General features: G+C 71.2%; 19 protein-coding genes. 10 read left to right on the plus strand and 9 right to left on the minus strand.

Annotated features, from left to right (window positions below; genetic code table 11):
* Positions 1–6 precede the first annotated feature (6 nt).
* Both ACFY01_RS08730 and ACFY01_RS08735 read right to left on the minus strand, forming a co-directional pair.
* Positions 7–912 (minus strand): SDR family oxidoreductase, encoded by a 906-nt coding sequence (locus ACFY01_RS08730; protein WP_390734955.1) that lies wholly within the window; start codon positions 910–912, stop codon positions 7–9.
* Position 913: 1 nt separating this feature from the next.
* Positions 914–1,660: an SDR family oxidoreductase gene (locus ACFY01_RS08735; protein WP_390734956.1), complete on the minus strand. Its 747-nt coding sequence runs from the start codon at positions 1,658–1,660 to the stop codon at positions 914–916.
* Positions 1,661–1,758: 98 nt separating this feature from the next.
* On the opposite strand from ACFY01_RS08735, the gene ACFY01_RS08740 reads away from it, so the two are divergent.
* Genes ACFY01_RS08740 through ACFY01_RS08755 form a run of 4 tightly spaced genes read left to right on the plus strand, consistent with a single transcriptional unit; the run spans position 1,759 to position 5,155 of the window.
* Positions 1,759–2,517: an enoyl-CoA hydratase family protein gene (locus tag ACFY01_RS08740; RefSeq protein ID WP_390734957.1), complete on the plus strand. Its 759-nt coding sequence runs from the start codon at positions 1,759–1,761 to the stop codon at positions 2,515–2,517.
* A complete protein-coding gene (locus tag ACFY01_RS08745; RefSeq protein WP_390734958.1) occupies positions 2,518–3,366 on the plus strand; it encodes a CoA transferase subunit A in 849 nt (282 codons plus the stop codon).
* Positions 3,363–4,106: a CoA-transferase subunit beta gene (locus tag ACFY01_RS08750; protein ID WP_390734959.1), complete on the plus strand. Its 744-nt coding sequence runs from the start codon at positions 3,363–3,365 to the stop codon at positions 4,104–4,106. The genes ACFY01_RS08745 and ACFY01_RS08750 overlap by 4 nt, the downstream gene beginning before the upstream one ends.
* Positions 4,106–5,155, plus strand: coding sequence for an NAD(P)H-dependent flavin oxidoreductase (locus ACFY01_RS08755; protein ID WP_390734960.1), 1,050 nt, complete (start codon positions 4,106–4,108; stop codon positions 5,153–5,155). Before ACFY01_RS08750 ends, ACFY01_RS08755 begins: the two co-directional genes overlap by 1 nt.
* Positions 5,156–5,304: 149 nt before the next feature.
* Here ACFY01_RS08755 and ACFY01_RS08760 read toward each other — a convergent pair whose 3' ends face one another.
* Genes ACFY01_RS08760 through ACFY01_RS08770 form a run of 3 tightly spaced genes read right to left on the minus strand, consistent with a single transcriptional unit; the run spans position 5,305 to position 7,922 of the window.
* Complete coding sequence (locus tag ACFY01_RS08760; RefSeq protein WP_390734961.1) at positions 5,305–6,462, minus strand: acetyl-CoA C-acetyltransferase; 1,158 nt, start codon at positions 6,460–6,462, stop codon at positions 5,305–5,307.
* Positions 6,463–6,485: 23 nt separating this feature from the next.
* Entirely contained in the window at positions 6,486–7,121 is a 636-nt protein-coding gene (locus ACFY01_RS08765; RefSeq protein ID WP_390734962.1) for a TetR/AcrR family transcriptional regulator, read from the minus strand.
* Positions 7,122–7,136: 15 nt separating this feature from the next.
* Positions 7,137–7,922 carry an SDR family oxidoreductase gene (locus tag ACFY01_RS08770; protein WP_390734963.1) on the minus strand — a complete coding sequence of 262 codons (786 nt, stop codon included), beginning with the start codon at positions 7,920–7,922 and terminating at the stop codon, positions 7,137–7,139.
* A 72-nt stretch (positions 7,923–7,994) separates the two neighbouring features.
* Here ACFY01_RS08770 and ACFY01_RS08775 point away from each other — a divergent pair, with 72 nt between their 5' ends.
* Both ACFY01_RS08775 and ACFY01_RS08780 read left to right on the plus strand, forming a co-directional pair.
* Positions 7,995–9,134 carry an acyl-CoA dehydrogenase family protein gene (locus ACFY01_RS08775; RefSeq protein WP_390735273.1) on the plus strand — a complete coding sequence of 380 codons (1,140 nt, stop codon included), beginning with the start codon at positions 7,995–7,997 and terminating at the stop codon, positions 9,132–9,134.
* Complete coding sequence (locus ACFY01_RS08780; protein ID WP_390734964.1) at positions 9,134–10,084, plus strand: acyl-CoA dehydrogenase family protein; 951 nt, start codon at positions 9,134–9,136, stop codon at positions 10,082–10,084. Before ACFY01_RS08775 ends, ACFY01_RS08780 begins: the two co-directional genes overlap by 1 nt.
* 29 nt (positions 10,085–10,113) lie before the next feature.
* Here the strand turns inward: ACFY01_RS08780 and ACFY01_RS08785 are convergent, their stop codons facing one another.
* Entirely contained in the window at positions 10,114–10,836 is a 723-nt protein-coding gene (locus ACFY01_RS08785) for a vWA domain-containing protein (RefSeq protein WP_390734965.1), read from the minus strand.
* A 140-nt stretch (positions 10,837–10,976) separates the two neighbouring features.
* Here ACFY01_RS08785 and ACFY01_RS08790 point away from each other — a divergent pair, with 140 nt between their 5' ends.
* The 4 genes from ACFY01_RS08790 (at position 10,977) to ACFY01_RS08805 (ending at position 17,924) form a co-directional block, all read left to right on the plus strand.
* Positions 10,977–11,861 carry a rhomboid family intramembrane serine protease gene (locus ACFY01_RS08790; RefSeq protein ID WP_390735274.1) on the plus strand — a complete coding sequence of 295 codons (885 nt, stop codon included), beginning with the start codon at positions 10,977–10,979 and terminating at the stop codon, positions 11,859–11,861.
* Positions 11,862–11,937: 76 nt separating this feature from the next.
* Complete coding sequence (locus ACFY01_RS08795) at positions 11,938–17,151, plus strand: caspase family protein (RefSeq protein WP_390734966.1); 5,214 nt, start codon at positions 11,938–11,940, stop codon at positions 17,149–17,151.
* Positions 17,148–17,477 (plus strand): hypothetical protein, encoded by a 330-nt coding sequence (locus ACFY01_RS08800; protein ID WP_390734967.1) that lies wholly within the window; start codon positions 17,148–17,150, stop codon positions 17,475–17,477. Before ACFY01_RS08795 ends, ACFY01_RS08800 begins: the two co-directional genes overlap by 4 nt.
* Positions 17,478–17,480: 3 nt before the next feature.
* A complete protein-coding gene (locus tag ACFY01_RS08805; protein ID WP_390734968.1) occupies positions 17,481–17,924 on the plus strand; it encodes a hypothetical protein in 444 nt (147 codons plus the stop codon).
* Positions 17,925–18,046: 122 nt separating this feature from the next.
* Here the strand turns inward: ACFY01_RS08805 and ACFY01_RS08810 are convergent, their stop codons facing one another.
* The 3 genes from ACFY01_RS08810 to ACFY01_RS08820 all read right to left on the minus strand — a co-directional run bounded on the left by ACFY01_RS08810 (position 18,047) and on the right by ACFY01_RS08820 (position 25,224).
* Positions 18,047–19,510: a glutamate synthase subunit beta gene (locus ACFY01_RS08810; protein ID WP_390734969.1), complete on the minus strand. Its 1,464-nt coding sequence runs from the start codon at positions 19,508–19,510 to the stop codon at positions 18,047–18,049.
* A complete protein-coding gene (gene gltB, locus ACFY01_RS08815; protein WP_390734970.1) occupies positions 19,503–24,110 on the minus strand; it encodes a glutamate synthase large subunit in 4,608 nt (1,535 codons plus the stop codon). Before gltB ends, ACFY01_RS08810 begins: the two co-directional genes overlap by 8 nt.
* Before the next feature lie 382 nt (positions 24,111–24,492).
* Positions 24,493–25,224, minus strand: a complete 732-nt coding sequence (locus ACFY01_RS08820) for a VIT1/CCC1 transporter family protein (protein ID WP_390734971.1) — start codon at positions 25,222–25,224, stop codon at positions 24,493–24,495.
* Positions 25,225–25,454: the final 230 nt, after the last annotated feature.

Consider the following 25,454-nt stretch of genomic DNA (forward strand, 5'->3'; position numbering starts at 1 on the left):
CGTTCCCTACGCCCCGTACACCGCTCGGGGCCCCTCCGCCTCGGCGAGCAGTTTCAGTGCCGTCTCCCCCGCCTCGGCCGGAGTCCACCGCGCTCCCTTGTCGGCGGTGGGGCCCGGCCGCCAGCCCTCCATGACGGTGATCCGGCCGCCCTCCGCCTCGAAGACCCGGCCGGTCACGCCCGCGCTCGCGGCGGAGCCCAGCCACACCACGAGCGGGGAGACGTTGCCGGGGGCCATCGCGTCGAAGCCGGAACCGGGGGCGGTCATGGTCTCGGCGAAGGTGTGTTCCGTCATCCGGGTGCGGGCGGCCGGGGCGATCGCGTTCACCTGGATCCCGTAGCGGCGCAGCTCGGCCGCCGCGACCAGGGTCAGCCCGACGATCCCGGCCTTGGCGGCGCTGTAGTTGCCCTGCCCGACCGAGCCCAGCAGTCCGGCGCCGCTGCTGGTGTTGACGATCCGGGCGGCCGGCGTGCGTCCCGCCTTGGCTTCGGCCCGCCAGTGCGCGGCGGCATGCCTCAGCGGCAGGAAGTGGCCCTTGAGGTGCACTCTCATCACCGCGTCCCAGTCGTCCTCGTCGAGGTTGACCAGCATGCGGTCACGCAGGAAGCCGGCGTTGTTGACGAGGGTGTCGAGCCGGCCGTAGGTCTCGACCGCGGTCCTGATCAGTGAGGCGGCCCCGGCGGTCGTCGCGATGTCGCCGCCGTGCGCGACGGCCTCGCCGCCGGCCGCCCGGATCTCGTCGACGACGGTCCCGGCGGGACTGTCCGGACCGGGCAGGCCGTCGAGGCCGACGCCGAGGTCGTTGACGACGACCCGGGCGCCCTCGGCGGCGAAGGCGAGCGCGTGGGCCCGGCCCAGTCCGCGCCCGGCGCCGGTGACGACGACGACCCGGTCCGTGCAGATGCCGCTCATCTCAGTCCTCCTTGTTGGCGGTTGCCGCGTCCAGGAACGCCGGCCGTTCTCCGCCCCCGTGCACGAGGAGGCCGGCCCCGCTGATGTAGGCGGCCGTGTCGGAGGCGAGGAAGACGGCGGCGGCGCCGACGTCGGACGGGGCGGCGAGGCGGCCGAGCGGGACGGTGCGGGAGACGGCGTCGACGCCGTCCTGGCCGCCGTAGTGGAGGTGGGCCAGTTCGGTGCGGACCATGCCCACGACCAGCGTGTTGACCCGGACCTCCGGCGCCCATTCCACCGCCATGGACCTGGCCAGGTTCTCCAGTCCCGCTTTGGCCGCGCCGTAGGCGGCGGAGCCCGGCGAAGGACGGCCGCCGCTGACGCTGCCGATCATCACCACCGCTCCCCGGCTCCTCCTGAGGTGTTCGTACGCGGCGAGGGAGGCGGTCAGCGGGGTGACGAGGTTCAGTTCGATCACCCGGGCGTGCCGCTCGGCGTCGGCGTCGGCGAGCCGCCGGTAGGGGGTGCCGCCCGCGTTGTTGACGAGCACGTCGACGCGGGGCAGGGCGTCGAAGAAGGCGCGTACGGCGGGTGGGTCGCGGAGGTCGAGGGGGGTGAATTCGACGCCGTCGATGCGTTGTTCGGGGGGCCGGCGGGCACAGGTCAGCACATGGGCACCGGCCTCGGCGAAGGCCCGGGCGATCCCGGCCCCGACGCCCCGCGTGCCGCCCGTGACCACGACAGTGCGACCGTGCAGCGAGTTATCCACAGGGCCTCCCGCTTGTCGGAGCCGACTGCTAGCTTCGAAGCCTCACCTAACAAATGTTTGGTGGAAAGGCGTTGAGTGCGAAGGTAGCTGATGCGTCCATGGGTGTCTCCACCTCGTCCCCGGAAAAGGGACCCGGAAGTAGTGGGATCGCCGTCGTCACGGTCGACTTCCCGCCGGTGAACGCGCTGCCGGTGCGCGGCTGGTTCGCCCTGGCCGACGCCGTGCGCGCGGCCGGGCGCGATCCGCGGGTGCGGTGCGTGGTGCTGGCCGCGGAGGGGCGCGGGTTCAACGCGGGCGTGGACATCAAGGAGATACAGGCGGAGGGGCATCCGGCCCTGCTCGGCGCCAACCGGGGCTGCGCGGAGGCCTTCGCGGCGGTGTACGAGTGCGAGACCCCGGTGGTGGCGGCGGTGCACGGCTTCTGTCTGGGCGGCGGGATAGGCCTGGTGGGCAACGCGGACGCGATCGTGGCGAGCGAGGACGCCGTCTTCGGGTTGCCCGAGCTGGACCGGGGCGCGCTGGGTGCCGCCACCCATCTGGCCCGGCTGGTTCCGCGGCATCTGATGCGGACGCTGTACTACACCTCGCGCACGGTGAGCGCGGCCGAGCTGCACGCGCACGGCTCGGTGTGGCGGGTCGTGCCGCGCGACGGACTGCGCTCGGCCGCGCTGGAGCTGGCGCGGGAGATCGCCGCCAAGGACGGGCGGCTGCTGCGCCTGGCGAAGGCCGCCATCAACGGGATCGATCCCGTCGATGTGCGCCGCAGTTACCGCTTCGAGCAGGGCTTCACCTTCGAGGCAGCCGTGAGCGGGGTGGCCGACCGGGTTCGTGACACGTTCGGGAAGGAGGGCGTGTAGGTGAGGGACAAGACGATGACCGCCGACGAGGCCGTCGCGCGGCTGGAGAGCGGCATGACCCTGGGCATCGGCGGCTGGGGGTCAAGACGCAAGCCGATGGCCCTGGTCAGATCCCTGCTGCGGTCCGGGATCGGTGATCTCACCGTCGTCTCGTACGGCGGCCCGGACGTCGGGATGCTGGCCGCCGCGGGCCGGATCCGCAAGCTGGTGGCCGCCTTCGTCACGCTCGACTCCGTCCCGCTCGAACCGCACTACCGGGCGGCGCGCGAGCGGGCGGCCTTCGAGCTGATGGAGGTGGACGAGGGGATGTTCATGTGGGGGCTCACCGCGGCGGCGAACCGGCTGCCCTTCCTGCCGGTGCGGGCCGGGATCGGTTCGGACGTGATGCGGGTGAACCCCGGCCTGCGGACGGTCACGTCGCCGTACGAGGACGGGGAGACGTTCGTGGCGATGCCCGCGCTGCGGCTGGACGCCGCCCTGGTCCACGTCAACCGCGCGGACCGGCTGGGCAACGGGCAGTACCTGGGTCCGGACCCGTACTTCGACGACCTGTTCTGCGAGGCGGCGGACGCGGCCTACGTCAGCTGCGAGCGGATCGTGGACACGGCCGAGCTGACGAAGGCGGCGGCACCGCAGTCTCTACTGGTCAAGCGGCATGCGGTGACCGGAGTCGTCGAGGCGCCGAACGGCGCGCACTTCACCTCCTGCGCCCCCGACTACGACCGGGACGAGGATTTCCAGCGGGAGTACACGAGCACGCCCTGGCCGGAGTTCGCCGAGCGGTTCCTCGGCGGGGACGAGCAGGCGTACCGGTCGGCGGTACGGGCCTGGCAGGAGGAGCGGCGATGACCGGGCCCACCCGCGCCGAGCACTGCGTGATCGCCTGCGCCGACGCCTGGCGCGGCTCCGGCGAGATCCTGGCCAGTCCCATGGGCCTGATCCCGTCGCTGGGCGCGCGGCTGGCCCGGCTCACCTTCGCGCCGGACCTGCTGCTGACCGACGGCGAGGCGCTGCTCGTCCGGCCGGACGGGACACCCGAGGGCTGGCTGCCCTACCGGCAGCATCTGACGCTGGTGGCCGGCGGGCGGCGGCACGTGATGATGGGGGCCAGCCAGATCGACCGTTTCGGCAACCAGAACATCTCGTGCGTCGGGGACTGGGCGAGACCCCGGCGGCAGCTGCTCGGCGTGCGCGGGGCGCCGCTCAACACGCTGAACAACCCTACGAGTTACTGGATACCGCGGCACTCCCGGCGGGTCTTCGTGGAGCGGGTCGACATGGTGTGCGGGGTCGGGTACGACCGTGCCGCCGGGCATCCGGACACGGCTCGATACCACCGCGTACCGCGGGTCGTCTCCGACCTCGGCGTGTTCGACTTCGCCACGCCCGACCGCTCGATGCGGCTCGCCTCACTGCACCCGGGGGTGACCGTGGCGCAGGTCGTGGAGGCGACGGGCTTCGCGCTCGCGATACCGGAGGAGGTGCCGGTGACCCGGGAGCCGACGGCCGAGGAGCTGCGGCTGATCCGCGAGGTGCTCGACCCGGGCGGCACTCGCGCGCGCGAGGTTCCCGAGGGGGTGCGGGGCTGATGGAGACCGCGCTCACCCGGCTGGTCGGGATCCGGCACCCGGTCGTGCAGACGGGGATGGGCTGGGTGGCGGGCCCGCGCCTGGTCTCGGCGGCGGCGAACGCGGGCGCGCTGGGCGTGCTGGCCTCCGCGACGATGACCCTCGACCAGTTGCGCACGGCGATACGCGAGGTCGCGGCGCGCACGGACGCGCCGTTCGGGGTGAACCTGCGGGCGGACGCGGGCGACGCCGGGGACCGGGTCCGTCTGATCATCGACGAGGGGGTCCGGGTGGCGTCCTTCGCTCTGGCGCCCTCCCGGGAGCTGATCGCGGAGCTGAAGGAGGCAGGGGTGGTCGTGATCCCGTCCGTCGGGGCGCGGCGGCACGCGGAGAAGGTGGCGGCCTGGGGCGCGGACGCGGTGATCGTGCAGGGCGGCGAGGGCGGCGGGCACACCGGCGAGGTGGCGACCACCGTGCTGCTGCCGCAGGTGGTGGACGCGGTGCGGATACCCGTCGTGGCGGCCGGCGGCTTCTTCGACGGGCGGGGGCTGGTCGCGGCGCTGGCCTACGGGGCGGCGGGGATCGCGATGGGCACGCGGTTCCTGCTCACCTCGGACTCGACGGTGCCGGACGCGGTCAAGGCCAGGTACCTCGCGGCCACCGTCAGGGACGTCACGGTCACCACGGCCGTGGACGGCCTGCCGCACCGCATGCTGCGCACCGACCTGGTGGAGGCCCTGGAGCGGTCCGGCCGCACGCGCGCGCTGCTGCACGCCGTCCGGCGGGCGGCGGGGTTCCGGCGGCTGTCCGGGCTGACCTGGCGACGGATGGTGCGGGACGGGCTCGCCCTGAGACACGCAAAGGAGCTGTCCTGGAGTCAGGTCCTGCTCGCCGCGAACACGCCGATGCTGCTCAAGTCCGCGATGGTGGACGGGCGTACGGACCTCGGGGTGATGGCGTCCGGGCAGGTCGCCGGGGTGATCGACGACCTGCCGTCGTGCGCGGAACTGGTGGAGCGGATCATGAAGGAGGCGGAGGAGGTACGGGCGAGGCTCACAGCCTCTCGATGATCGGCACCCTCCTCAACGGCCCCCTCGCACTGCTCGGCCCCAAGGGGCCTCCCAGGCTTCGGGAGCCTGCGCCGGACTCCGTCCGCCGGAGCAGGTGGCGGGCGGTGTGCGGCAGGTGGCGGGCGGCCGCCCCTTCGCCGCTCCGGTGGTCACAGGCGTTCGATGATCGTCACATTCGCCTGGCCGCCGCCCTCGCACATGGTCTGGAGTCCGAACCGGCCGCCGGTGCGCTCCAGTTCGTGGAGCAGGGTCGTCATCAGCCGGGCGCCGGTCGCGCCGAGGGGGTGGCCGAGGGCGATGGCCCCGCCGTTGACGTTGACCTTGTCCGGGTTCGCGCCGGTCTCCTTCAGCCAGGCCAGGACGACGGGGGCGAAGGCCTCGTTGATCTCGACGAGGTCGATGTCGTCGAGGGTCAGGCCGGTCTTCTTCAGGGCGTGGGCGGTGGCCGGGATGGGTGCGGTGAGCATGCGGATGGGGTCCTCGCCGCGTACGGAGAGGTGGTGCACGCGGGCGCGCGGGCGCAGCCCGTGTTCCCGCACCGCCCGCTCCGAGGCCAGCAGCAGGGCCGCGGCGCCGTCGGAGACCTGGGAGGAGCAGGCGGCGGTGACGGTGCCGCCGTCGATGACCGGGTTGAGCGCGGCCATCTTTTCGAGGGAGGTGTCCCGGCGCGGGCCCTCGTCCACGGTGACGTCGCCGTAGGGCACGGTCTCCCGGTCGAAGCGGCTCTCGTCGATGGCCCGTACCGCCCGCTCGTGCGAGCGCAGGGCGAACTCCTCCTGGTCCTGGCGGCTGATCCCCCACTTCGCGGCGATCATCTCGGCGCCGGCGAACTGGTTCACCGGCCGGCTGCCGTAGCGGGCGCGCCAGCCCTCGCTGCCCGCGAAGGGGCCTTCGGTGAAGCCCAGGGGCTCGGCGGCCTGCCGGGTGGCGAAGGCGATCGGGATCTGCGACATGTTCTGCACGCCGCCCGCGACGACCAGGTCCTGGGTGCCGGAGAGCACGGCCTGCGCGGCGAAGTGCACGGCCTGCTGCGAGGAGCCGCACTGCCGGTCGACGGTCACGCCCGGTACCTCCTCGGGCAGTCCGGCCGCCAGCCAGCAGGTCCGGGCGATGTCCCCGGCCTGCGGGCCCACCGCGTCCAGGCAGCCGAAGACGACGTCCTCGACGGCGGCCGGGTCGACTCCCGAGCGGGTGACGAGTTCCCTCAGTACGTGTGCGCCCAGGTCGGCCGGGTGGACCGCGCTCAGTCCTCCGCGGCGCCGGCCGACGGGTGTGCGGACCGCTTCGACGATGTAGGCCTCGGCCATGACAACTCCCTTGTGGATAAGGGCTATTCGCGTACGGCGATCCCGTCCAGCACCATCGACAGGTACTGGCGGGCGATCTCCTCCGGGCTATGCTGTCCGCCGGGCCGGTACCAGGACGCGGCGACCCAGACGGTGTCGCGGACGAACCGGTAGGTGAGCCGGACGTCGAGGTCGGCCCGGAAGACGTGCGCGGCGACCCCGCGTTCCAGGGTGGACAGCCACGCCTTCTCGAACTTGCGCTGCGATTCGGCGAGGAACGTGAACCGTTCCTGCGCGACCAGTTGCTTGCTCTCCTTCTGGTAGATCGCGACGGCGGCGCGGTGCCGGTCGATCTCGCGGAAGGACTCGGTGACGAGCGCCTCGAGCGTCTCGCGCGGGCCGAGCCGGTCGGCCAGGACGCTGTCGTAGCCGCCCCAGAGTTCGTCGAGGAAGGTCCGCAGGATCTCCTCCAGCATCGATTCCTTGGAGTCGAAGTGGTAGTAGAGGCTGCCCGCGAGCATGCCCGCGTGATCGGCGATCTTGCGGACGGTGGTGGCGTTGTAGCCCTGCTCGGCGAAGACCTCGGCGGCGGTGTCCAAAAGTTCGCGGCGGCGGTCGTGAGCGGCGGCGGCCGCGGGCCTGCTCGCGGCGGTCACCTGGGGCTTCTTCTTGGTCGGCACGGCTCCATTGTGGTCCTAGGCATGCTGGCTGCTCACGGAGACGACCTCCCCGGTCATGTACGAGGAGTAGCCGGACGCCAGGAACACGATCACGTTGGCGACCTCCCAGGGCTCGGCGTACCGCCCGAAGGCCTCGCACGCGGTCAGTTCCGCCAGCAGCTCGGGCGTCGTCACCTTCACCAGGTGCGGATGCATGGCGAGGCTGGGCGCGACCGCGTTGACCCGCACCCCGTACTCGGCCGCCTCGATCGCGGCGCACCGGGTCAGCGCCATCACCCCGGCCTTCGCGGCGGCGTAGTGCGCCTGCCCGGCCTGGGCGCGCCAGCCGACCACGGAGGCGTTGTTGACGATCACGCCGCTCCCGGTCTCCCGCATGGCGCGCAGGGCCGCCCGGACACAGCGGAAGGTGCCGTTCAGCGTCACGTCCAGCACGCGGGACCACTGTTCGTCGGTCATGTCGACGAGGGGCGAGGTCCCGCCGAGCCCGGCGTTGTTGACGACGACGTCCAGCTGCCCGTGTTCCCGCACGGCGGTGTCGAACAGGGCCCGCACCTGGGCCTCGTCGGTGACGTCGCAGGGTATGGCCGTCACCGCTCCCGGGAACTCCCGGCTCAGCTCGGCCTCGTGCTCCTTCAGCCGGCGGGTGTGCGCGTCGCTGATCAGGACGCGTGCGCCCTCCTGAAGGAAGCGGCGTGCGGTCGCCCCGCCGATCCCGGCTCCGGCCGCCGCGGTGATGACGGCGGTGCGTCCCCTCAGCAGCCCGTGCCCGGGCACGTGTGCCGGGCTCTCGACGCCTGTCATAGGGCCACGCTAACCTACCAAACACTTGTTAGGGAAGAACGGGGAGTGACGGGGAAGGACGGTGACCCGATCGTGGACCTCACCCACGCTCCGGCCGACGAGCGGTTCCGCGCCGAGGTCCGGGCCTGGCTCCGGGCGCACGTGCCCGCCGAGCCGCTGCCGTCCCTGGAGACGGCGGAGGGCTTCGCGGCCCACCGCGCGTGGGAGGCCGAGCTGGCCGCGGACCGCTGGTCGGTCGTCAACTGGCCGGCGGAGTACGGCGGGCGGGACTCCGGCCTGGTCCGGTGGCTGGTCTTCGAGGAGGAGTACTGGGCGTCGGGCGCGCCGGGCCGGGTCGGGCAGAACGGGATCAGCCTGCTCGCGCCGACCCTCTTCGACCACGGCACGGCCAAGCAGCGGGCGCGCGTGCTGCCGTCCATGGCGACCGGCGAGGTGGTCTGGGCGCAGGCGTGGTCGGAGCCCGAGGCGGGCTCGGATCTGGCCTCGCTCACCTCCCAGGCGGTGCGAACCGACGGGGGCTGGCGCTTGAGCGGGCAGAAGACCTGGTCGTCGCGGGCCGCGTTCGCCGACCGGGCCTTCGGCCTGTTCCGCAGCGACCCCAACACGCCGAAACCCCACCAGGGCCTGACCTACCTCATGTTCGACCTGCGCGCGCCCGGCGTCACGGTCCGCCCGATCGGCCGCCTGGACGGCAAGCCCGCCTTCGCCGAGGTGTTCCTGGACGAGGTGTTCGTGCCGGACGAGGACGTGATCGGCGAGCCCGGCCAGGGCTGGCGGATCGCGATGTCGACGGCGGGCAACGAACGCGGCCTCACCCTGCGTTCCCCGGGCCGCTTCCTCGCCGCCGCCGACCGGCTGCACGCCCTGTGGCGGGAGCAGGGCGGTCCGCACTCGGCACGCGCCCGCGTGGCCGACGCCCTCATAGGTGCCCGCGCCTACCAGTTGTTCACCTACGCGGCCGCCTCCCGCTTCCTCGACGGCGACGCCCTCGGCCCGGAGTCCAGCCTGAACAAGGTCTTCTGGTCCGAGTACGACCTGGCGCTGCACGAGACCGCCCTCGACCTCCTCGGCGCCGAGGGCGAGAGGGCGGACTCCGCCTGGTCGCAGGGGTACGTGTTCGCGCTCGCCGGCCCCATCTACGCGGGCACGAACGAGATCCAGCGGGACATCGTCGCCGAGCGCCTGCTCGGACTGCCGAAGGGACGCCGCTGATGCGCTTCCTCCTCGACGCCGAGCAGCGCGCCCTCGCCGGCTCGCTGCACGCGATGCTGACGGCGGCGGACACCCCGTCGGTGATCCGGGACTGGGGCCGCGGCGACCACACGAGCGGGCGCGCGCTGTGGGCGCGGGTCGCCGAGGCGGGGGTGTTCGGGCTGGCGGTCGCGGAGGCGTACGACGGGGCGGGCCCGCTGCCCGTGGAACTCGCGGTCGCCTTCGTGGAGCTGGGCAGGCACGCGGTGCCCGGCCCGCTGGTGGAGACGGTGGCGGCCGCCGCGCTGCTCTCCGGGCCGGGCCTGGCCGAGCGGTTCCTGCCCCCGCTCGTCGCGGGCGGGACGATGGCCACGGTCGCCGTCACGGAGTACGCGCTGGACGGCGACGCGGCGGCCCTCCGCCTCGCCCTCTCCCCCGACGGCCTGCGCCTGTCGCCCGGTACCGGTCCGGTCCGCGCCTGCCTGGACCCCGCGCGCCGCCTCACCCCGCTCGCCCCGGGCGGCGAACTGCTCACCCGTGAGCCGCCCGTGGCGCGGGCCGTCACCTGGGCGCGGCTGGCCACCGCCGCACAGGCGCTGGGCGTCGGACTCACCCTCCTGGACAGAACCGTCGGCTACGTGAAACAGCGCACCCAGTTCGGCGCCCCCATAGGCTCGTTCCAGGCGGTGAAGCACCGGCTGGCCGACGCGAAGATCGCCCTGGAGTTCGCCCGCCCCCTGCTCTTCGGCGCCGCCCTGACGATGGACCCGGTGGACGTGGCCGCCGCCAAACTGAGCGCGTGCGAGGCCGCGTACACCACGGCCCGTGCGGCGCTCCAGCTGCACGGCGCCATCGGCTACACGGCGGAGTACGACCTGTCCCTCTGGCTGACCCGGGCCCGGGCCCTGCGCACCGCCTGGGGCGGCCCGGACGAGTGCCGGGACCTGGTGCTCAACCGGGGAGGCCGGTGAGGCTGGTGAGTCCCCGTCAGTAGTCCCCGTCAGCCCGCTACGATCCCCGCGGCCCGCGCGGCCACCAGCCACTTGGGGAACTCGCCCACGAGACGGTCGTACAGCTCGGCGTCGGGAACGGTCCGCGGATCGGTGCCCGCGTGGAAGAAGCCGGCGTTGTCGACGGCCCGCTTCTCCGGCACCGCCAACTCGTCGAGTCTGCGCAGGAACTGGAACTGCTTGCTGCCGGGATCGCCGAAGCCGATGAACTGCCAGAACAGGGGCAGCTTCGCCGCCTTGCACAGGTACCGTTCGGCGGCGAGCTTGTTGATCGGGCCGCCGTCCGTCTGGAAGACGACGAGGGCGGGGTGGCGGGAGCCGCTGTCGAGGTAGTGGTCGATGACGGCGTCCATCGCCAGGTGGTAGCTGGTCCTGCCCATGTGCCCGAGCCCGGCCGCGATCCGCTCGACCCGTCCCTGGTGGTCGGCCAGACAGATGTCGGAGACGGCGTCGATGTCGGTCGAGAAGAACACCACCGGCACCCGGCCGTCGTCGTCGAGGTGGGCGGACAGGCCCAGCACGCGGTCGGCGAGCGCCTGCACGCTGCCGTCGGCGTAGTACGGCTTCATGGAACCGGAGTGGTCGAGCACGAGGTAGACGGCGGCCCGCAGCCCGTCCAGCCCGTGCCGGGCGAGGGACGCCCCGGCGCTCTTGTACAGGCTGACCAGCGCGGGTGCGCTCTGCTCCACCTTGCTGAGACTGATCGCGACCATGGCCCCACCTTCCCATCCCGGCCTCACCGTTCGCTATTTTGATCGCCGCCGTCCCCACCGGCTCATCCGTCCCCAACCTTCCCGAGGAGCCGGCCGTGGCGCCCGAGTCAGCCGAGTCCACCCAGTCCCCCGAACCAGGCGTGGCCCCCGAAGCCGGCGCGCCCGCCGTCACCACCTGCTACCGCCACCCCAAGGTGGAGTCCCACGTCCGCTGCACCCGCTGCGACCGCTACATCTGCCCCGCCTGCATGCGGGAGGCCGCCGTCGGCCACCAGTGCGTGGAGTGCGTGAAGGAGGGCGCCCGGTCGGTGCGCCAGGCGAGGACGGCGTTCGGCGGCCGGATCGCCGCCGTGCCGCTGGTGACGTACGTGCTCATCGGGCTGAACGTGCTCGCGTACCTGGCGGAGCTGGTGCGGCCGGCGGTCGTGGGCCGGTTCGGGATGCTGGGCACCGTGCCGGCGGGCTACCTCCCGGAGGGTGTCGCGCACGGCGAGTGGTACCGCCTGCTGACCGGCGCGTTCCTGCACAGCCCGCCCACGGACGGCACGTTCGGGATCCTGCACATCCTGATGAACATGGCCGCGCTGTGGAACATCGGCCGGATCGTGGAGGGGCAGCTGGGCCGCGTCCGCTACCTCGCCCTGTACCTGCTGTCCGCGCTCGGCGGGTCGGTCCTGGTCCTGTTGATCGCCCCGCACGATCTCGTGGTCGGCGCGTCCGGCGCGATCTTCGGACTCGGCGCCGCCTACTACGTCATGGCCCGCCGCCTCGGCTCCGACATGGACACCGTCAACCGCTTCATGGGCGGCCTGCTGCTGTGGCTGCTGATCTCCGCCGGCCTCACCTCCTGGCAGGGCCACCTCGGCGGCCTGCTGGCGGGCGGCGCGGTGACACTGGCGTACGCGTACGCGCCGCGGGACGGGCGACGGACGCTGGTGCAGGCGGGGGTATGCGTGGGGTTGCTGGCGCTGCTCGTGTTCCTCGCCTGGGCCAAGGCCGACGCGCTGGCCGGTGTGACCGCCTGACCGCACGACGTACCTGTCCAGAGCGGCATCTGATGTCATGATGTGAGCTTCGGTCGGTACGACGGAGGGGGCGGCAGTGACGGGGGAAGCAGGGGCCGCAGCGGCAAGACGCGCGCTGCTCATCGGAGTCAGGGAGACCCCGTATCTCGCGGAGGACTCCGGCCTCGCCGCCCGCTACCCCGCCCTCGACTTCGTCGACCGCGACCTGTCGCTCATACGCACCGCCCTGGAGGACTCCGACTACGAGGTCGAGGTCAGAGGCGAGGACACCGGACGCGGCCCGGTCATCGGCGCGATCTCCCGGTTCTTCGCCTCCTGTGCACCGGGCGACACCGCCCTGCTGTACTTCTCCGGACACGGCGAAGCGGTCAGCGAGCTCGATCATCTCGTCCTCACCGACAGTCAGGCCGACGTGCCCGCGCCCGACGGCACCATCGCCCTGGACGTCAACACACTGCTCCGGGCCGACCCGAGCACCCTCCTGCGTCGCCTGCCGAAGGGTGTCACCGCGATCATCTGCCTCGACATCTGCCGGAGCGGCGGCGCCAGGGGCGAGCAGCGGGACGAGGACGGCGGCTGGCTCGCGGACCACAACGCGTACTGGCTGTACAGCTGCGGCGCCGGTCAGCGCTCCTACGCGGACCCTGTCACCGGCAGCTGGTTCGCTCAAGCCTTCACCGAGGCCCTCTCCCGGGTCACCCCGCCCACCACCTTCCATGAGGTCGCCCGCTACACCGCGACGGAGTTGACGCGGATAGCGGATGAGTACGGGCAGGTGGACCCACCGACGGTGGCAAAGCAGTTGCCCTGGCCGCTGCGCGACGGCGAGCACCGCGACCCGGTGATCTGTGAGGGGTCGGAGCAGACGCTGGAGTGGACCCGGGTCATCCGCGACTCGGGCCTCTGGCGGCATACGTCCGGCCCTGTCTCCGCACATGAGCGGATCAAGGGCCGGTTGGCCGAAATCGTGCGCTGGGTCGTGGAGTCCAGCGCGGGTACCGCCGCCCATCGGGAAGACCCCTGGTCCGACCCGCGTTATCCGGCCCGGGTCGAGGAACGGCTCTCCGCCCTGGTGGAGTGGGCACGCCTCACCGACGACGAGCTCTTGTCCCCAGCAGAGACGGCTTGTCTGCTGGCCGCCGCGGTGGTGCAGGAGGGCGTGGTCGCCGTCGCGCTGGACGAGTTGCGCCGGCTACTGCCCGGCCGTATCGACCCGGGACCGCGCGGCGACACCGCACAGGCCGTCGACCACGCGGATCTGGTCCGCGAAGCCGCACGGGACGTGTGCCGTGCCCACACCCAGGTCGTGCGGGCGGCGGATACCCTCCGGCGCCGGAACTTGAAGGAAGCCACGGCCGCTGCGGACCACTGGCTGCGGCACCGGTTCATCGCCGACTGGGACCGCCTGTGGGAGTGGGAGCCGCCAGGTTCCTACCCTGCGGTCGACCAGTTGGTCGGCCTCGTCGTGGAAGCCATCGAGGCGGCTGCCGACACTCCCGCCGCCGGGCCGCGGACCGACGGGGAACGCCGTGAGATCGACCGGCAGGTCCGTCAGGTTCTCGGCCACCTCACGGTCAAGCCCGACCGCAGCCCCCGGATCAACGACAGTGCTCACGGCGAGCACTGGATCGACCGCAAGCCGATACGTGGCAACCAGTGGCGCGGGCACCAGCTCGCCCGGTTGCTGTGGACCGCTGGGCTGCTGGCTGCCGATCCCCGCAGGCTGTCCAGCGTCCTGGTCGACCACCTCGGCGCGCACGAACCCATCGTGGCCCGGCAGGTGGCTTCAGCCCTGCACGGACTCGACTACGACACCGCGGACGGGCGCACGGTGCACACCCACGGCCTCGCCATGCGCTTCGACTGTCCCCATCCCGCGTTGCACGCGGCCCTGGAAGAACTCACCGTCGCCGCCGACGCCACCGTCCAGGCGTTCCGCCAGGACGCGCCGTCCCAGCCTCTGTTGCGCGGCCTGCCCGACCGCGTCGCGGCGGACGAGCTCCGGCCGATGGCGGGCCGGTACAAGGATCCTCTGGAACGCTTCCGCCTCGCCGAGGACGAAATACGACCGCTGCTCATGGGGACCCAGCTGTACGGCGACCGGATGCTCGCGGTCCGCGAGCTGTACCAGAACGCCCTGGACGCCTGCCGCTACCGGGACATGAGGCGCCAGTACGGGCGGCTGGGAACCACCTGGGAAGGCACGATCGCTTTCACTCAGGGCCGGCACGAGGGACGTCCCTACATCGAATGCCTCGACAACGGCTCCGGCATGACCCGCACCAGGCTCACCTCCATGTTCGCGCGCGCCGGCAAGCGCTACGAGCAGGATCCGGAATTCGTTCAGGAGCGGCGCAACTGGCGCCGCGAGGGCATCACCGAGCAGGCTATGAACTCACGTTTCGGCATCGGTGTCTTCAGCTACTTCATGCTCGCCGACGAGGTTGTGGTCTGGACTCGCCCGGTCGACCGCTTCGGCCGCGTCGGTGCCGAACCCGCGCTGCGCGCGGACATCCAGTCCGGGTCCGGTCTGCTACAGATCGGGACGTCGCACGACGCGGAGGTACCGGAGGACGGGGGAACGCGGGTACGGCTGTACCTGGCGGAACCGCAGGAGGGGGAGAAACACCCCTCGCTGGTGGAAACGCTGCGGAAGCAGTTGTGGGTGACGGAGCACCGGGTTTCGGCGGAGGAGCGCGGGGAGTCCGGCGAGAAGGTCGGGGAAGTCCTCGAGTGGACGCCCGGACAGCTGGTGAAGCAGGACGACTGGCCCGATGACCCACTTCCGGTCGGGATGGACGGGGACCTGTGGTTGGTCCAGGGCCATGGACAACTGCTGCTGGACGGCGTGCTCATACCGGACGCTTCCCCGTCGTACGGATGTGTGATCAACCTTAGGGAGCGGCACAGCCCGGTACCCAGCGTGGACCGCAACCAGCTGCTCTCCTACGACAAGGAACTCGTCATGTGCGAGTTGCTCGGCGGGGTGGCAGAGGCGGTCGGCCAATGCACGGAGGTTTCCCTCCCCTGGCTGTGGCGGCTCTCGCGTACCGCCCCGCGGGTGGCCATCGCTGTTCTGGACGCGCTGTCCGAGCAGGTCACCGCCACACTGGATTCTGTCACCGGTAGTCGCCTGGGAACGGGGCAGGTGCAGCTGGCCAAGGCCGGATGCTTCCCGTGCGACGAGAACATCATGAACGAGCTGTACGGCCACGGCGCCGCCTTCGACGGGGCCCGGGAGGACGAGACCTGGCTCCTTCAGGAATGGCAGTCCACCCGGCTGGGGCTGCGCCAGGCCAGGGATCGTTTCGACCCGGAGGGTTATCCGGAGCCCATCGGTCTGGATGCCGCCCTGTTCCAGCACGGTATCCCCCGGGAGTGGGTGTCCGTGCTCCAGATGTCAGCGCAGTTGAGAACGCCCGTCCGGGTACTCCTCCGCGCCCTCCGCCGTCACGCGATCATGGGCATCCGCGTCCCGGCCGTCCAGGACCTGCGGTCCCTGAGTGAACTGACGGTCACCCAGCCGGCAGCCGATCTGTATTCGGCATACGTCGCCCTTCGGGAACACACCCGAAGGCTCATGGTCGACGTTCCGTCACGATTCCTGCGGCGCAGCCGTGCGCTGAGCCGGCAACGCCCGCCGGCGCCACACGCGCCGATGCTCGCCGTGTCGTCCTTGCACGACATGCCACTGGGTGAGCTGTCGGAGCTACTGCTGAGCCTTTCCAAGGTGGACCCCGAACTGCCGATGCCACCGGAGCTCGGCCCCGCCCTCGCCGACCGCCGTGTCAGCCGGGCCGAGGTCAGCCACCTTGTCAACAGAGGAACCACCCGGCTGACGAGCCCGTGGTCTGAGGAACCGAGCTGGCTGCCCGGGACCGTGGGCCCGGTCGACCTGCTGCACCGGGCGGGGCGTGCCAGTTCGCTCGAGCAACTCGCCCGCCTCATAGAGGAGTTCCGCCCCTTCGGCTTCAGCCTCGACGAACCGGTCACGGATGAGGCGCGAGCGCTGGGGTCCCTTCCGCCCGACCAGCAGCTCCTGTTGTCGGACGGGCTGGACCGTACACCGCCGTGGCATGAACACACGGTCTCCGTCTACCAGCTGCTCCATGCCTCGGAACAGTCCGAGGCGACACTCGGAGTCCTCGCGGAACGTATCAACGCCCTGACCGCCGCAACCAGGGTCCGAGCGCCGGAACTTCCCGCGGAGGCGGCTCAATGGGTCGCCCCTGACTGGGTCACCGGGATGGTGCACGGCCTCGAGATGGTGAAGGACAGTCCGCTGAGACCCTGGCAACTGGTCGGCGGCTTCATCGCCGGGGACGGCGACATAGCGGAACTCCCCGACTGCCTGGCGGCGCTGGACAGCTGTGGCCTGATCGACTGGGGTACGGCCGACCGCAAGTCGCTCGAACAGCAGATCAGAAACCCGCATCCGCTGCTGATCGCCGACCCGGACGAAGGCCGGCTCCCCGGCGGCTCCTACCTGTCCTTCAGCGGAGACTTCAGCGGAGAGGGAGCGACGCCGGCGTACTGCCTGGCCCTCGCGGCGAGCAGCGGAAAGAGTCTGGGTACGGTCTGCGACGAACTGGCCGAACTGAAGCCGTCTCTCGCCCTTCGGATCAGCGGTGTGCCTCCCGAGGCACGCGAATTGCAGCCGAGCGTGGAAGACGTCCGGACACTGAACGTCATCGACGCAGGACCTGAGCGTTTCCGCCCGGTGCTGACGATCGGAGACCTACTGACACATTGCTCGCGCGTCTACGGCCCGTTGGCCGACTCGGTCCGCCACCTCGCTGCCTTTTCGCTCATCGGCGCCCCCGCGCCCCCCGGCCACTTCACCGGCCCCGACGCCGCCCTCCTCGCTGACTTCAGACCCGGCCTCTTCGATCACGCCGCGTTCGACGACGGCCTCCTCGGCCCCGGCGTCCTCGGCCCCCTCGAGCTCGTGCTGGTGGCTGGGCGCTTCGGCTGGCCCCTGGGGCAGACGTACAACCGTTACGCTCCGTTCCGCTGCCTGGGCCTGGAGGTCACCACGCGTGCCCCGGACCCCGACGAGGAGCGACTGATCCCGGACTGGCGAGACGTCATTCTGCTGACCGAACAGCTGACAGGACGTCCGCCCGCGTTGACCGGGCAGGTGAGTCAGGAGCACATCACCCTCTGCGCCGAGGAGACGGACCTCGACGAGGAGCAGGTACGTGAGCGGCTCGACCGCTACGCCGCCTTCTTCGGACTGGTCCTCCCCCCGCCCGAGGAAGACAAGGAAGACAAGGACACACCCTCATGAGCCAGGCCATGGAATACCGGCGCCACCGCCATCCCGGCCTCGTCACCTTCCAGTGGACGGTCGAGGACGCCGACGGCGAGCCGGAACTGATCGCTGTCGGCGACTGTCCGGTCTGTACGTGCAAGATGACACGATCCTTCGGTCCCGTGCAGCCCTTGATCGCCAAGGGTGGTTTCCTGGGCCGCCGTCAGGGCCCTGGCACCGAGCCCTGGACCACTACCTGCCGCTGCGAGAGTTACCACCAGCCACGGCCCGCCGGCGCACACGGCTGCGGAGCTCTGCTCACCATCGCTCCACCGCCTTCCGGCCTCACCGGTGAGAACTGATCCATGGCATTCACCGACGACCAACTGCGTGACGCCGAGGCCAGGGCCGACGCCCTGCGTGACCCGCACCAGCAACTGCGGCTCGCCATCGGGCAGGCGGAGGGGTACCGGACGTATCTGTCCTCGCTGACCGGTCTGTTGACGGCGGTCTTCGTCCTCAAGGGGCAGGAGAACCTAGGCAAGCTCGCGCACGGTCCGCGGTGGGCCGTGATCTGCCTGCTGATCCTCGGGTTCACCGCTCTGATCGGAGCCTCGTGGTGCAGTGTCCTCGCGGTGCACGGCCGCCCTGGGGAACAGGTCTACGCGGAGCCCACGCGCCTGCTGCGGTACGAGAGGAAGCGGACGAAGACGGTCTGGCGCCTCGTCGAGGGCGCCCGCTGGCTGGGGCTTCTCGGCGTCCTCGCCATCGCCGCCGCCGTGATCGTCACCTGGGTCGCCCCCGGGTGACCGTGACACCGCGCGGAAAAGGCGGCGGCGCCTGCCCAAGGTCCGGTCGGGGACTGGGCAGGCGCCGTCTGTGTTCCGTACGCCTTTGTACGGGACGTCTCTTGGGGGTTTTGCCGTGACCGTCAGACCATCAGCGCGCGGTCCGTCGGGCGGATCGGGGCCGGCAGGTCGCTCGCTCCGGTGAGGAAGCGGTCGACGCCGCGGGCGGCCGAGCGGCCCTCCGCGATGGCCCAGACGATGAGGGACTGGCCGCGGCCGGCGTCACCGGCGACGAAGACGCCCGGCACGTTGGTCTGGAAGGCGGCGTCGCGGGCGATGTTGCCGCGCTCGTCGAGGTCCAGGCCGAACTGCTCGACCAGGCCGTTCTCCCGGTCGGTGCCGGTGAAGCCCATGGCGAGGGTGACCAGCTGGGCGGGGATCTTGCGCTCCGTGCCCGGCTTCTGGGTCAGCTTGCCGTCGACGAACTCGACCTCGGCCAGGTGCAGCCACTGCACGTTGCCGTCCTCGTCGCCCTCGAAGTGGGTGGTGGACGCCGAGTAGATGCGCTCGCCGCCCTCCTCGTGGGCCGAGGTGACCTTGTAGAGGATCGGGAAGGTCGGCCAGGGCTGGTTCGTCGGGTGCCGCTCGTCGTTCGGGCGGGGCATGATCTCCAGCTGGGTGACGGAGGCCGCGCCCTGGCGGTGGGCGGTGCCCACGCAGTCCGCTCCGGTGTCACCGCCGCCGATGACGACGACGTGCTTGCCCTCGGCCGAGACCGGGGGCGCCACGTAGTCGCCCTCCTGCACCTTGTTGGCCAGGGGCAGGTACTCCATGGCCTGGTAGATGCCCTTGAGCTCGCGGCCGGGCACGGGCAGGTCGCGGGAGGTCGTCGCGCCGACCGCCAGCACCACCGCGTCGTACCGCTTCTTCAGGTCGGTCGCCTTGAGGTCGCGGCCGATCTCGATGCCCGTGCGGAAGCGGGTGCCCTCCGCGCGCATCTGCTCGATGCGGCGGTTGATGTGCCGCTTCTCCATCTTGAACTCGGGGATGCCGTAACGCAGCAGGCCGCCGATGCGGTCCGCGCGCTCGTACACCGCGACCGTGTGGCCCGCCCGCGTGAGCTGCTGGGCGGCGGCCAGGCCGGCCGGGCCCGAGCCGATGACGGCGACGGTCTTGCCGGACAGGCGCTCGGGGATCTGCGGGGCGACGTCCCCGGTCTCCCACGCCTTGTCGATGATCGAGACCTCGACGTTCTTGATGGTGACCGGCGGCTGGTTGATGCCCAGCACGCACGCCGACTCGCAGGGGGCCGGGCAGAGGCGGCCGGTGAACTCCGGGAAGTTGTTCGTCGCGTGCAGACGCTCCGAGGCGGCCGCCCAGTCCTCGCGGTAGGCGTAGTCGTTCCACTCGGGGATCAGGTTCCCCAGCGGACAGCCGTTGTGGCAGAACGGGATGCCGCAGTCCATGCACCGGCTCGCCTGCTTGCTGATGATCGGCAGCAGGGAACCGGGGACGTAGACCTCGTTCCAGTCCTTGACGCGCTCACTGACGGGGCGGGTCTTGGCGACCTCACGGCCGTGGTTCAGGAAGCCCTTGGGGTCAGCCATTGATCGCCGCCTCCATCATCTTCTCGTGGGTCTCGGTCTCGGTGAGACCGGCTCGCTCGGCGGCGTCCTTGGCGGCGAGCACTGCCTTGTACGTGCTGGGGATGATCTTGGTGAAGCGTTCCGCGGCCGTGTCCCAGTCGGCCAGCAGCTTCTCGGCGACCGTCGAGCCGGTCTCCTCGGCGTGGCGGCGCACGACGTCGTGCAGCCACTGCTTGTCGGCTTCATCGAGCGCCTGGACCGAGTCGAGGTTGCCGGCGTTGACGTTGTCGCGGTCGAGGTCGATCACGTAGGCGACACCGCCGGACATGCCGGCCGCGAAGTTGCGGCCCGTCTCGCCGAGGACCACCGCGTGACCGCCGGTCATGTACTCGCAGCCGTGGTCGCCCACGCCCTCCGAGACGACCAGCGCGCCGGAGTTGCGGACGCAGAACCGCTCACCGGTGCGGCCGCGCAGGAACAGCTCACCGCCGGTCGCGCCGTACGCGATGGTGTTGCCCGCGATCGTCGAGTACTCGGCGAGGTGGTCGGCGCCCCGGTCCGGGCGGACGACGACCCGGCCGCCGGAGAGGCCCTTGCCGACGTAGTCGTTGGCGTCGCCCTCCAGGCGCAGCGTGACACCGCGCGGCAGGAAGGCGCCGAAGGACTGGCCGGCGGAGCCGGTGAAGGTGATGTCGATGGTGTCGTCGGGCAGACCGGCACCACCGAACTTCTTCGTCACCTCGTGGCCGAGCATGGTGCCGACCGTGCGGTTGATGTTGCGGATGGCGACCTGGGCGCGCACCGGCTGGGCGTCGGTCGCCGAGTCGGCGGCCAGCGCGTCGGCGGCGAGCTTGATCAGCTCGTTGTCCAGCGCCTTCTCCAGGCCGTGGTCCTGCGCGATCACCTGGTGGCGCACCGCGCCCTCGGCCAGCTCGGGCACGTGGAACAGCGGCTCCAGGTCCAGGCCCTGCGCCTTCCAGTGGTCGACGGCACGGGTGACGTCGAGCGCCTCCGCGTGGCCGACGGCCTCCTCGATGGAGCGGAAGCCCAGCTCGGCGAGGATCTCGCGGACCTCCTCGGCGATGAACTGGAAGAAGTTCACCACGTACTCGGCCTTGCCGGTGAAGCGCTCGCGCAGCACCGGGTTCTGGGTGGCGACGCCGACCGGGCAGGTGTCCAGGTGGCAGACGCGCATCATGATGCAGCCGGAGACGACGAGCGGGGCGGTCGCGAAACCGAACTCCTCGGCGCCCAGCAGCGCGGCGATGACGACGTCACGGCCGGTCTTCAGCTGGCCGTCGGTCTGCACGACGATGCGGTCGCGCAGGCCGTTGAGCAGCAGGGTCTGCTGGGTCTCGGCGAGGCCGAGCTCCCAGGGGCCGCCCGCGTGCTTCAGCGAGGTCAGCGGGGAGGCACCCGTACCACCGTCGTGGCCGGAGATCAGCACGACGTCCGCGTGCGCCTTCGACACACCCGCGGCGACCGTGCCGACGCCGACCTCGGAGACCAGCTTGACGTGAATCCGCGCCTGCGGGTTCGCGTTCTTCAGGTCGTGGATCAGCTGGGCCAGGTCCTCGATGGAGTAGATGTCGTGGTGCGGCGGCGGGGAGATCAGGCCGACGCCCGGGGTCGAGTGCCGGGTCTTGGCGACCCACGGGTAGACCTTGTGGCCGGGCAGCTGGCCGCCCTCGCCGGGCTTGGCGCCCTGGGCCATCTTGATCTGGATGTCGTCCGCGTTGACCAGGTACTCGGAGGTCACACCGAAGCGGCCGGAGGCGACCTGCTTGATGGACGACCGGCGCGCCGGGTCGTACAGCCGCTCCGGGTCCTCGCCGCCCTCACCGGTGTTGGACTTGCCGCCCAGCTGGTTCATGGCGATGGCGAGGGTCTCGTGGGCCTCGCGCGAGATGGAGCCGTAGGACATGGCGCCGGTGGAGAAGCGCTTGACGATCTCGGAGACCGGCTCGACCTCGTCGATGGAGATCGGCCGACGGCCCTCCAGGCCCGTCTTGAAGCCGAACAGGCCGCGCAGCGTCATCAGCCGCTCGGACTGCTCGTTCACCCGGTCCGTGTACTTCTTGAAGATGTCGTAGCGGTTGGCGCGCGTCGAGTGCTGGAGGCGGAAGACCGTCTCCGGGTCGAACAGGTGCGGCTCGCCCTCGCGGCGCCACTGGTACTCGCCACCGATCTCCAGCGCGCGGTGCGCGGGAGCGATGCCGGAGGCGGGGTAGGCCTTGGCGTGGCGGGCGGCGACCTCCTTGGCGACGACGTCGATGCCGACGCCGCCGATCTTGGTGGCCGTTCCGTTGAAGTACTTCTCGACGAAGGCCTCGTCGAGACCGACGGCCTCGAAGACCTGGGCGCCGCGGTAGGAGGCGACGGTCGAGATGCCCATCTTGGACATGACCTTCAGCACGCCCTTGCCGAGGGCGTAGATCAGGTTGCGGATGGCCTTCTCGGCCTCCATGCCCGGCAGGAAGGTGCCCGCGCGGACGAGGTCCTCGACGGACTCCATCGCCAGGTACGGGTTGACGGCGGCGGCGCCGTAGCCGATGAGCAGGGCGACGTGGTGGACCTCGCGGACGTCGCCGGCCTCGACCAGCAGGCCCACCTGGGTGCGCTGCTTGGTGCGGATGAGGTGGTGGTGGACGGCCGAGGTGAGCAGCAGCGACGGGATCGGGGCGTGCTCGGCGTCCGAGTGGCGGTCGGACAGGACGATCAGGCGGGCGCCGTTCTCTATGGCGGCGTCGGCCTCGGCGCAGATCTCCTCGATACGCGCGGCGAGGGAGTCACCGCCGCCGGAGACCCGGAACAGGCCGGAGAGGGTCGCGGCCTTGAAGCCGGGCATGTCGCCGTCGGCGTTGACGTGGATGAGCTTGGCCAGCTCGTCGTTGTCGATCACCGGGAAGGGCAGCACGACGGACCGGCAGGAGGCCGCGGTCGGCTCCAGCAGGTTGCCCTCCGGGCCCAGCGACGAGCGCAGGGAGGTGACCAGTTCCTCGCGGATCGCGTCCAGCGGCGGGTTCGTGACCTGCGCGAACAGCTGGGTGAAGTAGTCGAACAGCAGGCGCGGGCGCTCGGAGAGGGCCGCGATCGGCGAGTCGGTGCCCATGGAGCCGATCGGCTCGGCGCCGGCCTTGGCCATCGGCGCGAGGATGACGCGCAGCTCCTCCTCGGTGTAGCCGAAGGTCTGCTGGCGACGGGTGACCGAGGCGTGCGTGTGCACGATGTGCTCGCGCTCGGGCAGGTCGCCGAGCTCGATCTCGCCGGCCTCGAGCCACTCCGCGTAGGGGTGCTCGGCGGCGAGCTGCGCCTTGATCTCGTCGTCCTCGATGATGCGGTGCTCGGCGGTGTCCACGAGGAACATGCGGCCGGGCTGGAGGCGGCCCTTGCGGACGACCTTGGCGGGGTCGATGTCGAGGACGCCGACCTCGGAGCTGAGCACGACGAGGCCCTCGTCGGTGACCCAGTAGCGGCCGGGGCGCAGGCCGTTGCGGTCGAGCACCGCGCCGACCTGGGTGCCGTCGGTGAAGGTGACGCAGGCGGGGCCGTCCCAGGGCTCCATCATCGTGGAGTGGTACTGGTAGAACGCGCGCCGGGCCGGGTCCATGGAGTCGTGGTTCTCCCACGCCTCCGGGATCATCATCAGCACGGAGTGCGGCAGCGAGCGGCCGCCGAGGTGCAGCAGCTCCAGCACCTCGTCGAAGGAGGCCGAGTCGGAGGCGTCGGGCGTACACACCGGGAAGATGCGCTCGATGGCCTGCTCGTCGCTGCCGAACAGGTCGGAGACGAGCTGGGACTCGCGGGCGCGCATCCAGTTGCGGTTGCCCTTGACGGTGTTGATCTCACCGTTGTGCGCGACGAAGCGGTACGGGTGCGCGAGCGGCCAGCTCGGGAAGGTGTTGGTGGAGAACCGGGAGTGCACGAGCGCGATCGCGGAGGCGAAGCGGCGGTCGGACAGGTCCGGGAAGAAGGGTTCGAGCTGGCCGGTGGTCAGCATGCCCTTGTAGACGATCGTGCGGGCCGAAAGGGACGGGAAGTAGACGTCCGCCTCGCGCTCGGCGCGCTTGCGCAGCACGAAGGCCCTGCGGTCCAGCGCGATGCCCTCGCTGGCGCCGTCGGTGACGAAGACCTGCCGGAAGGACGGCATGGTCGAACGGGCGGTGGCGCCCAGCAGTTCGGGGGCGACCGGGACCTCGCGCCAGCCGAGGACCGTCAGGCCCTCCTGGGCCGCGATCGTCTCGATCTTCGAGACGGCGTCCTCGGTTCCCTCCTCGGGGAGGAAGGCGATACCGACGGCGTACGAGCCCGCCGCGGGCAGGTCGAATCCGGCCACCTCGCGGAAGAAGGCGTCCGGCACCTGCGAGAGGAGGCCCGCGCCGTCGCCGGAGTCGGGCTCGGAGCCGGTGGCGCCGCGGTGCTCGAGGTTGCGCAGAACCGTGAGCGCCTGCTCGACCAGCGCGTGGCTCGCCTCGCCGGTGAGGGTGGCCACGAAGCCGACGCCACAGGCGTCGTGCTCGTTGCGGGGGTCGTACATACCCTGCGCAGCAGGGCGAGCATCCATGAACGACCAGTTCTGGCCATTCGCGGAATGCTGGGACGGCTGGCGCGGCGTACGCATCGGCTCTCCCGTCGTCGTCATGTGGCATGTGCATGTGCCGAGGGACGACGTTGGCCCTCTGCGTGAGTGCAAAATTTCGTGCAGGTTACATGATGGAGTGGTTCTCGGGAACCGGATACTGCCTTCCAACATGCGGACACCACGAGGTGGCGGTGGGGGGTGCCGCACAGCGTGGTGGAAGTGTGTGGGGACCGGTCCGTACACGATCGGTCAGATCGGTGCCGGCCGGCCGAAGGGGACGGGAGAAGCGTCGCCACCCGCCCCACGGGTGCGCGGCAGGCGTCATTGCCCGCAGCGCTTACGGCTCATGCCCGGTGATTAAGCATTCGAAACCAGCAAGTAACGGCTACTTATACGGCCCAACGCATAGGTAGCGGTCGGACTATCCTACGGCCGTTCCGAACAGGCTGCCCAGGGCGTACGTCACACCGGCCGCGGCGCCGCCGAGCGCGAGCTGCCGCAGTCCGCTGTACCACCAGCTGCGCGCGGTCACCCTGGCCACCACGGCACCGCAGCCGAAGAGGCCGACGAGGGCCAGCAGCACGGCCGGCCACAGCGCGGTCGCGCCCAGCAGGAACGGCAGTACGGGCAGCAGGGCGCCCAGCGCGAAGGACCCGAACGACGACACGGCCGCGACCAGCGGGGAGGGCAGGTCGCCGGGGTCGATGCCCAGCTCCTCACGGGCGTGGATCTCCAGCGCCTGCTCGGGGTCGCGGGACAGCTGCCGGGCCACCTCGCGGGCCAGCTCGGGCTCGACGCCGCGCGCCGCGTAGAGCGCGGCGAGCTCGGCCTCCTCGTCCTGGGGGTGCTTGCGCAGCTCACGGCGCTCGACGTCCAGCTCGGCCTCGACGAGCTCGCGCTGCGAGGCGACGGAGGTGTACTCGCCGGCCGCCATGGAGAAGGCCCCGGCGGCCAGGCCCGCGAGTCCCGTGATCACAATGGTGTGCTGCCCGACCGAACCGCCCGCGACGCCGGTCAGCAGGGCGAGGTTGGAGACCAGGCCGTCCATCGCACCGAACACCGCTGGGCGCAGCCAGCCGCCGTTCACATCCCGGTGCGTGTGGTTGTCACGGTGCGCCTCGTGCAGCACCGCCTCGGTCTCGATGATGGCCATCAGGGGTCCCCCAGGAAGCTTAGCCAAAGCTAACTTTGGACGAGTTCTACTTTTCGACAACACCGAACTTACGCCTCGAATTCCGTCCCCGCCAGCAAGGAAAGGCTGGGCTAACCTGCGGTTTTGACCGTGGCGACCGTGCCGACCGGGTGACTTGGCGGTCCAGGAGGCGCTACCGGACCGCTCCCGTGGGACACCTCCGCAAAGGGCTCCGCGCCCCGGGCGGAGCT

The organism is Streptomyces sp. NPDC001480 (genome assembly GCF_042894725.1).
Taxonomy (GTDB): domain Bacteria; phylum Actinomycetota; class Actinomycetes; order Streptomycetales; family Streptomycetaceae; genus Streptomyces.

Bases quoted from the DNA above. Each gene is read 5' to 3' on its own strand.
- gltB (WP_390734970.1), bottom strand. From the start codon at position 24,110: ATGCGTACGCCGCGCCAGCCGTCCCAGCATTCCGCGAATGGCCAGAAC.
- ACFY01_RS08780 (WP_390734964.1), top strand. From the start codon at position 9,134: ATGCGCTTCCTCCTCGACGCCGAGCAGCGCGCCCTCGCCGGCTCGCTG.
- ACFY01_RS08805 (WP_390734968.1), top strand. From the start codon at position 17,481: ATGGCATTCACCGACGACCAACTGCGTGACGCCGAGGCCAGGGCCGAC.
- ACFY01_RS08800 (WP_390734967.1), top strand. From the start codon at position 17,148: ATGAGCCAGGCCATGGAATACCGGCGCCACCGCCATCCCGGCCTCGTC.
- ACFY01_RS08730 (WP_390734955.1), bottom strand. From the start codon at position 912: ATGAGCGGCATCTGCACGGACCGGGTCGTCGTCGTCACCGGCGCCGGG.
- ACFY01_RS08755 (WP_390734960.1), top strand. From the start codon at position 4,106: ATGGAGACCGCGCTCACCCGGCTGGTCGGGATCCGGCACCCGGTCGTG.
- ACFY01_RS08760 (WP_390734961.1), bottom strand. From the start codon at position 6,462: ATGGCCGAGGCCTACATCGTCGAAGCGGTCCGCACACCCGTCGGCCGG.
- ACFY01_RS08770 (WP_390734963.1), bottom strand. From the start codon at position 7,922: ATGACAGGCGTCGAGAGCCCGGCACACGTGCCCGGGCACGGGCTGCTG.
- ACFY01_RS08810 (WP_390734969.1), bottom strand. From the start codon at position 19,510: ATGGCTGACCCCAAGGGCTTCCTGAACCACGGCCGTGAGGTCGCCAAG.
- ACFY01_RS08785 (WP_390734965.1), bottom strand. From the start codon at position 10,836: ATGGTCGCGATCAGTCTCAGCAAGGTGGAGCAGAGCGCACCCGCGCTG.
- ACFY01_RS08820 (WP_390734971.1), bottom strand. From the start codon at position 25,224: ATGGCCATCATCGAGACCGAGGCGGTGCTGCACGAGGCGCACCGTGAC.
- ACFY01_RS08750 (WP_390734959.1), top strand. From the start codon at position 3,363: ATGACCGGGCCCACCCGCGCCGAGCACTGCGTGATCGCCTGCGCCGAC.
- ACFY01_RS08740 (WP_390734957.1), top strand. From the start codon at position 1,759: ATGGGTGTCTCCACCTCGTCCCCGGAAAAGGGACCCGGAAGTAGTGGG.